The organism is Vibrio sp. V01_P9A10T6, from assembly GCF_963877065.1.
Taxonomy (GTDB): Bacteria; Pseudomonadota; Gammaproteobacteria; order Enterobacterales; family Vibrionaceae; genus Vibrio; species Vibrio anguillarum.
The window spans coordinates 1-7,143 of sequence record NZ_CAWNTB010000051.1 but is presented as its reverse complement, the minus strand read 5'-3'; the positions used below and the strand labels follow the sequence as shown (position 1 = coordinate 7,143).

Here is a 7,143-nt window from a genome sequence, read left to right as displayed (position 1 = left end):
ATAATAGATAGATACAGTATGCTACATCCGATAGCACTTTTTAATAAGATGAGAGTCAACTCAAGCTATCGACATTTTTATTATCTCATTATTAACTATTAGGTTACTCACTTTATGAAACCAGGCCGTACAGGAATAAGTCGTTTATTTTACGCTACAGGTTATTCAATGAAAGGCCTTCAGGCTGCATGGAAAAATGAAGCCGCCTTTAGGCAAGAAATCGTCGCTTCTATCATTCTAATTGCGATCACTTTTTCCTTTCCGGTCAATGAATTAGAACAGTTAATGATGATCGGTAGCTTAGTGCTGATTGTCATCGTTGAGCTTATGAATTCAGCCGTGGAAGCTGTAGTTGATCGCGTAGGTAGTGAGTGGCATGAGCTCAGTGGCCGTGCGAAGGATATAGGATCAGCTGCGGTTTTGATTGCACTACTTTTTGCTGCATTTACATGGATTTTTATTTTGGTACGCTAAATGAAGTGAGCGTTTGAAAATTATTCGTTTTCTTACGTCGGTATTAGTTTTCTCCTAGCGCTATATTTTGCCACCGCCGTTAACTTGCTTGTTTATTCTGTAGTCGCAGAGTAAATGCTGTTCAAAAAAAGCGCCCCAACCGGAGCGCTTCAACTTCAATATTCGATTATTCCCAATCAAGGATAACTTTGCCAGAAAGCCCGCTACGCATAGCATCGAAGCCCGTTTGGAAGTCATCAATTTTGTAATGGTGAGTGATGATAGGCGTTAGATCGAGACCAGATTGGATCAGGCTCGCCATCTTATACCAAGTTTCGAACATATCAGGTACAAGTGCACTATTTATCTTTTCAATCAGACAGTTATAAATGCAGATATTATCCATGGGGCGAAATTGGGGCTAATTATCCAGAGCGTAAAAAATGACGACACCTAGCAATAAATGCATACATTTCAATTACAAATTGTCTCCAGCGCAAACTTTTCTATACTTGTTACTCTTTACTCATTGATAATGAGAAAAGTTATTTTTTAGCTTAGGTTTAAAGGAGATAAGCCACTATGCCTCAGTTGGTCAAACTAATTACTGTTATATCGTTGTTCGCTTTAACGGCATGTTCAACCCACTACTTCATTACAACAACAGGTTCACCAGCCAATTCGAACGAAAGAGAAACCATCGCAATGTTCCTAGACGGAACTGACAATAACTTGAACGCCGATACTAACGTATCTCGCATCTATAATAAGGTTAAGGGCTATGATATGGATCATCTGCATACCTATTATGGAGAGGGCGTTGGCGTAGGCTTTAGATACATCGGTGCAGGTACTGGATGGGGATTTGATGATGACGTTGCGGAAGCATATGCATTCTTGACAAAATTCTACAAAAGTAACAACACCGACATTTATATTTTTGGATTTAGCCGCGGAGCATATACAGCTAGAGTTTTAAACGGAATGGTATATAGCCTTGGAATATATGATTTCTCATCCCTTTCAAGCTCAGAAAGAATCAAGAAGTCCAAACAGCTATATGAAATCTATAAGCAAGAGACAAAGATACATTTCGATGAAGACGGGGCCACTCTAATTGGTCTCAACCCAAATGATAGTCGACAAGGCAACCAGTGCCGAGAAAGTGACGTCTTAAATATTTGGGAAGATATTGATGAAAAAACTGATCTAGCCCCTCCGACATGTGACGACATGGCTGTATCTATCAAATTCATGGGACTGTTTGATACCGTAGAAGCACTTGGAATTGTTCCTACCGGCAGAGCTATTAAAAGAAAGTTGGGGGATACGAATCAAAAACCTAATGTTTCTCTACCCAACAAACGTTACATCGATCAAGTGTGTAATGTAGAAACCATCTACCATGCATTATCACTAGACGATAACAGAGGACACCTTTTTGTCCCTATCAGCATTGATACACCTGACACTAAATGGCGTTGTCGCAATCAAAATACATCAATAAATGAAGTGTGGTTTGCAGGAGCTCACTCGGATGTGGGTGGTGGATACTTGTCCACAGACCATAATGGTAAATCTTTAGAATACTTAGATCTTAGGTTGTCTGGTTATGCAGCAAACTGGATGCTTTCCTACCTGAAGCAAAATGGGCTCATGAGCTCAGCTGCCTTGTTTCCTGAGTACATAAAAGCCGACCTACACGATGCTCAGAATGGAAGTTCAATGTATGAAGAATTCTCTCGTGATAGAGTTTTTTCAGAATATGCTTCCATTCTAAAGGGAAAAAAATTCAAAGTTCACCCTAGCGCCATCGAAAGAATTGGATTAAACAACTATACAGTCTCAAGCACAAATAAACCTTACCCGCGCTTAGTAAGCTACGGACATTTTAATGATTATGGATTCGATTCTAAATGGTATGAAAGCGAAACTTTTGCTCCTTGCTTTGAAACAGTTGAAACACAAAAAGACAAGGGAAAAGTAACGACATTGATATTTAAGCCAGATAACACGCAATGTAATATCGAAAAATGGCAACCGGAAGAAATTGATACCGTTGCAATCACACCAATTGAAACAGATTATTGAACATTATTTGGTTTAGTAAAATTGAGCTGCAAGGGGTTTTCTTATCAAAAGAGAACCTCTAATTTTGGTTGAATTAAATAGATAGTGGGCATTGTTCTAATTAGTCGGCTTATTTCGATTCACAATCAATATCGATAGATAAACCGGAACGTGGTGTTAACTGTTTGGTGATCTGTTTAATACACCAAGTGCGGTCGCTAATTTCAGAACGCCAACCTTCAGGTTTGACATGTCCTTCTGCGAAGGCTTTCACCAGTTGGTGAGTCGCTTCAGTTGAAAAACTGAAGGTATCGGCTCCTTCTGTGAGAGCTTTCGCATCTGCAGCCGCTTGAGCTTCTTCCTGACTCGGGTACTAATAGAGGATCTGAAATGATGGCTCTCCACTGCCAGAACGGACTACTCCGGTTTCACCTGTATTTGGATTCTGCCATTTAGCCACGGCACTGGCCGCTTCCGTTCGGCTGTTAGAATTGAACTGATAGTTGCTGCAGCTAGACTTGTAAATGGTATGCACAGGCAAAGTCTTAGTGCCCGATGCATTTTTACCTTCACCCATTTTCAAGAACTGCCAGTTTCCATCTGAAACTTTACTCACCGCACCATACTGACGAGCAAGGCGCGTCATCAACGCCATGTCCGACTCGGAGGTTTGGTCGATATGCTCAAGTTTGATTGAAGCAAGTTCTGCATTACAAATGGCATTGAGATTGTTTCGTGCTGCTAAGGTTTTAAGCAACTCATCAATAGTGATGTCATCCCAACTTTGCGTTTTCTGAGTCTGAATACTGGTACCCAACTCTTTACCACCCAAAGGAACGGAAGTGGCCGTGATGGTCACCACGGACGGAAACCCGCTTTCACCAATCCCGTTTACGTAAAAAGTTCCCTGGTTGTAAAGTCGGTTATTAAACCCTAACGATACCTTTAACGCCGCTTTCTTGGTTGGTAACTTCCCTATTTTGCTTCCATCCAGTTTAATGGTCAGCGTATCCGCTTTCTCACCACTGACATAGGTAATCGTCAACTCAGAAAATGACTGAGCAATAGCAGCGGTGATGTCTTTGCCATTTGCCTCAATCTTAAACTGAGGAAGGTATGTCATTAGATCCATAACACATCCTCGTCTTTTTCTGCCGGTGTGTAGTGGGAAATGGCTTAAGGAATCGAATAAGAAAGAGTCCGATAGGGTGTAGAAAGAGTTACAAAAGGTCAAAAAACAATAAACATTATTACTGACATTTTGTTAGTAAAAGGCCAAATAAACCAAACATTTAGGTCTAGCGTAGTATTTTTACTATGCAATTTGTGGTTCCGACAACCCTAACTCTTTGTTAAATAAAACTATTGCCTCTTGAGAACCTACTTTAAATGAAAAAATAACGTCATCACCCCAAATAAACCGAAAAGTTTCATAAGCTAATTTAGCAACCTCTTGATATCCATTTTCGAAGCTAGGCAAATCAAGTAAATCCGGATAACCGTCTTCTGTTAGGTGGGCTATGTAACGATTACGATGAAGCGTTTTTAAAGCATTAATCGACCTACGAAAAGCTTTTAGTTTGAGGTTCAACTCATTTTGTTCTGAGGCTGACAATTTACTTTTGACTAAAACTTTCTTCGCCGCATGAAAAGAAACCTTAGATTTATCTTCATCCAACTTACAAAGATGCAGGATTATTTCATTAGAGAGCGCTCGTAATGCAATTGCTTCTTCAAGTAAAAAATATCTGGTCGCTTTACGGAACCTATACGGGAACGCTTTAAATTTTGTTTTGTAGGCGTACAAACTCAAACACATTTGAAACATTTCATCTTTCAAAGGATAAAAATCTTTCTTCATTTCACTTTTAAGCATTTTACAAATTATCTCAGCTACCACGATTTTATAAACAATTCACTCGAATAAAGTTAATTAGTGCCTCCAAGTACCTGTACCCCATAATACCAGTAGCAATTACTACAGGGCTCCAAACGATGTACCACAGTTTTATTAATAAGTTTTTTATTCGAGTGTGCTCTTCATTCAAAGCTGTAACAGCTTCATTTAACTTTGTCTGTAAATCGACTGGATAAGCTGTTTTCTGGTTCTCTAACGCATCAAATGCGATTCCTTTGGCGTGGTCGATACGCTCTAACTGCTTAATTTGGTTAGTTACTAAACTCGACATTAGCCAAGATGCAGTACAAACAGAAAACAAAACTACTAATTCAACTATCAAAGTAATATCTGATTTAAACAGTCCAAGTAGAGCAACAAAAGACACTGGCAAGCCAAAAAGTTTACCAGCAATATCACCTAGTATTTTGGAGTATTGCTCTGCAACTTTAAATTCTTCGTCTGATACTTCTTTTCTAGCCTTGTGAAAAGCAAACCCGCTCAGGTACGTTTCTAGGTTGCGCTGGTATGAAACTAAAAATTCAGACCAATTCATAACCAGATGAACGAATAGTTCCATCTGCGACAAATGTTTGAGCTGACCAAGAAACTCAATTATTGATACTCGAAAAAAGGCTTTTTCTTTTCCTACTGTCGGACTAACTTTCTCTTTTGGAGAATGAAATGACTCAATCAAGGTCACATCAAGTAATGGTTGCTCCAACATAGCTAGATTGATTGTCGGCTTGATAACTACAGGCTTTGCCGTAATGATTTCACTTTCGTCTATAAATACGAAGTTATTGTTCTTGCCATCTTGCTGCTTTGCATCGTGATAATGTGCGAGTTCACCCAATCCTTTGATTAAGCTGCATAAGTTAAACAAATTTTGATATTTATTTGATAGCTTCTGCTGTTCCAGAGAATAAAAGTCATCAGCTACGATATAAAACTCATCTGGATATTCACCATTAAGAAGAGTTTTCGCGTCAGACAGCATTTCTTCAAGCGTTCTATAGGCAAAGAACTCACCATTAGTCGGTATCTGTAATTCAAGATCTATTTGTGAACCATCAGGTAATAAGTCTTTGATATCAGGGTCAGCGTCTACGTCTACCCCATCAGCACGGATCGCTTGAAGCAATGCTATGTTTTCTTCACTACGGGCACACTCTAGTACCACCGTTTTGTCCTCAGAAAACGGTGGTTTGTTGTTCAACCTGTAGAATTCAACAAAATTCTTTAGTTTCACTTGATTAGATCTTTATCTCGTAATGTTTCTTCAATTTCAGCTTGCAGCTCTACCGAAAGCTTGGTTATGGTCAAAGTACCATTGTGGTACTTTATTTCTGCATTATCATTTATACCGATAGCATTTCGGTTCACTTTTAATGTCCAGTTTGAACTTTCCAACTTCTGATACTTAGCTTTACCAACTTCCGTTTTGTTTGCTGCAAATTCAATTGGTACACCGTTTTTCTCACCATTTAGTCGTTGAAATAGACGTTCAGATAACTCATCGGCTTTTTCAGGGTCGTCAGCAGGAAAATACTGCCTTGCCAATACTTCAATTTCAGCTAATTTGGCACTTTTCTTAGAATCAATACATTCATTGAGATAGCGAAGGATATCGTTCTTTATCTTTTTTGCATCTCTTTTATCAAGTGAAGGCTCTTCTTTAAAAAACAATGGTATTTCTTGAATCACCATTTTGGTCGATGTTGCAGAAGCACTTCCCTTTGAACAACCTAAAGCCTCAATAAAATAACCAGCGGTAGACATATTGGTTGATGGGCTAACAAAGCTCAGATAGGTGATTTGGGCTTTATCATCAATATCAGCTTGCTGATATTCCATGTATCTCCCTTTGCTAATTCTTGCAGCCTGATGAAGCTTATTTAGATCTATGTGATCTAGCTCAGTAGGCAACAAATTATCTGATATGCGCAGTCCAGGTTTGTTCTTTAACATAGCAATCAAAAACGCACGACCAAACTCATTCTCATAATCAATGAACAATATGTAGCCACCAGAAGCTGGACCTTTTTTATCGCCTATCGACTCTTCTAGTTCCGTAATTGTCTTATTGCTGAATTCAATAAAATCGTCATTATTAGGGTTATCTAGTTTGCAATATGCGTCATATAGAGCAGGGAACTCACCGACTTTTTTCGTTTTAAATCGACCATACTGGGCTGCATTCGTTTTCTTTCCGTAGATAGACAGCGCACCTGTTACCAGCTTTATTACATTTTCGTCATCATTAGGAAGTACGTTCTTCCGCATGTTCGACTCTTTAATTTCTTTGTGCTGTTCTTTTACTAGCTCATGGATGATGACGTGATGAATTTTTAGTGCCATTTATTTTTAGCCTTCTAAAGTTGTATGGAAAAAATATACATGAATTAGAAAACGTTAGTAACTTGTCGACATCAAACATTTGGATGTAACTTGATTTACTTTTTGTGGTTTTGTCTGCGAGCAGAGACTCTTAGTCGTGTAGATGTTAGAAAAATAGATGGGACCAAAATGGGACCATTCGTGGGGCTAAATAGGGCTATTTCTTCCATTTCATGATTTCTAGCCACAAACAAAAAGCGCCCCAACCGGAGCGCTTCAGAATTAATATTCGATTATTCCCAATCAAGGATAACTTTACCGGAAGCCCCGCTACGCATAGCATCGAAGCCCGTTTGGAAGTCATCAATTTTGTAATGGTGAGT

7 protein-coding genes and 2 pseudogenes are annotated in these 7,143 nt (G+C 39.0%); 2 read left to right on the top strand and 7 right to left on the bottom strand.

Features of this window, described 5'->3' with window-relative positions; all coding sequences use genetic code 11:
• Positions 1 to 114 precede the first annotated feature (114 nt).
• Positions 115 to 474, top strand: a complete 360-nt coding sequence (locus AACQ21_RS03150; protein ID WP_105977073.1) for a diacylglycerol kinase — start codon at positions 115 to 117, stop codon at positions 472 to 474.
• A 166-nt stretch (positions 475 to 640) separates the two neighbouring features.
• Here the strand turns inward: AACQ21_RS03150 and AACQ21_RS03145 are convergent.
• Positions 641 to 799: pseudogene (locus AACQ21_RS03145) on the bottom strand (L-threonine 3-dehydrogenase); the annotation flags it as partial.
• Positions 800 to 1,035: 236 nt separating this feature from the next.
• Between AACQ21_RS03145 and AACQ21_RS03140 the strand changes: the two are divergent.
• Positions 1,036 to 2,544, top strand: coding sequence for a T6SS phospholipase effector Tle1-like catalytic domain-containing protein (locus AACQ21_RS03140; protein ID WP_105977072.1), 1,509 nt, complete (start codon positions 1,036 to 1,038; stop codon positions 2,542 to 2,544).
• A 109-nt stretch (positions 2,545 to 2,653) separates the two neighbouring features.
• Here the strand turns inward: AACQ21_RS03140 and AACQ21_RS03135 are convergent, their stop codons facing one another.
• From AACQ21_RS03135 to AACQ21_RS03110, 6 genes and pseudogenes are all read right to left on the bottom strand, one after another.
• Positions 2,654 to 2,797: a hypothetical protein gene (locus AACQ21_RS03135; protein ID WP_017045804.1), complete on the bottom strand. Its 144-nt coding sequence runs from the start codon at positions 2,795 to 2,797 to the stop codon at positions 2,654 to 2,656.
• Positions 2,798 to 2,896: 99 nt separating this feature from the next.
• Positions 2,897 to 3,655, bottom strand: a complete 759-nt coding sequence (locus AACQ21_RS03130; RefSeq protein ID WP_105977071.1) for a contractile injection system protein, VgrG/Pvc8 family — start codon at positions 3,653 to 3,655, stop codon at positions 2,897 to 2,899.
• Between the two features lie 183 nt (positions 3,656 to 3,838).
• Positions 3,839 to 4,399, bottom strand: coding sequence for a hypothetical protein (locus AACQ21_RS03125; protein WP_017045802.1), 561 nt, complete (start codon positions 4,397 to 4,399; stop codon positions 3,839 to 3,841).
• 28 nt (positions 4,400 to 4,427) lie between these two features.
• On the bottom strand, positions 4,428 to 5,672 hold the full coding sequence (locus AACQ21_RS03120; protein WP_017048283.1) for a hypothetical protein: 1,245 nt from the start codon (positions 5,670 to 5,672) through the stop codon (positions 4,428 to 4,430).
• Positions 5,669 to 6,781 (bottom strand): nucleoid-associated protein, encoded by a 1,113-nt coding sequence (locus AACQ21_RS03115; RefSeq protein WP_105977070.1) that lies wholly within the window; start codon positions 6,779 to 6,781, stop codon positions 5,669 to 5,671. The genes AACQ21_RS03120 and AACQ21_RS03115 overlap by 4 nt, the downstream gene beginning before the upstream one ends.
• A gap of 272 nt (positions 6,782 to 7,053) precedes the next feature.
• Positions 7,054 to 7,143 (bottom strand): annotated as a pseudogene (locus AACQ21_RS03110) (L-threonine 3-dehydrogenase); the annotation flags it as partial.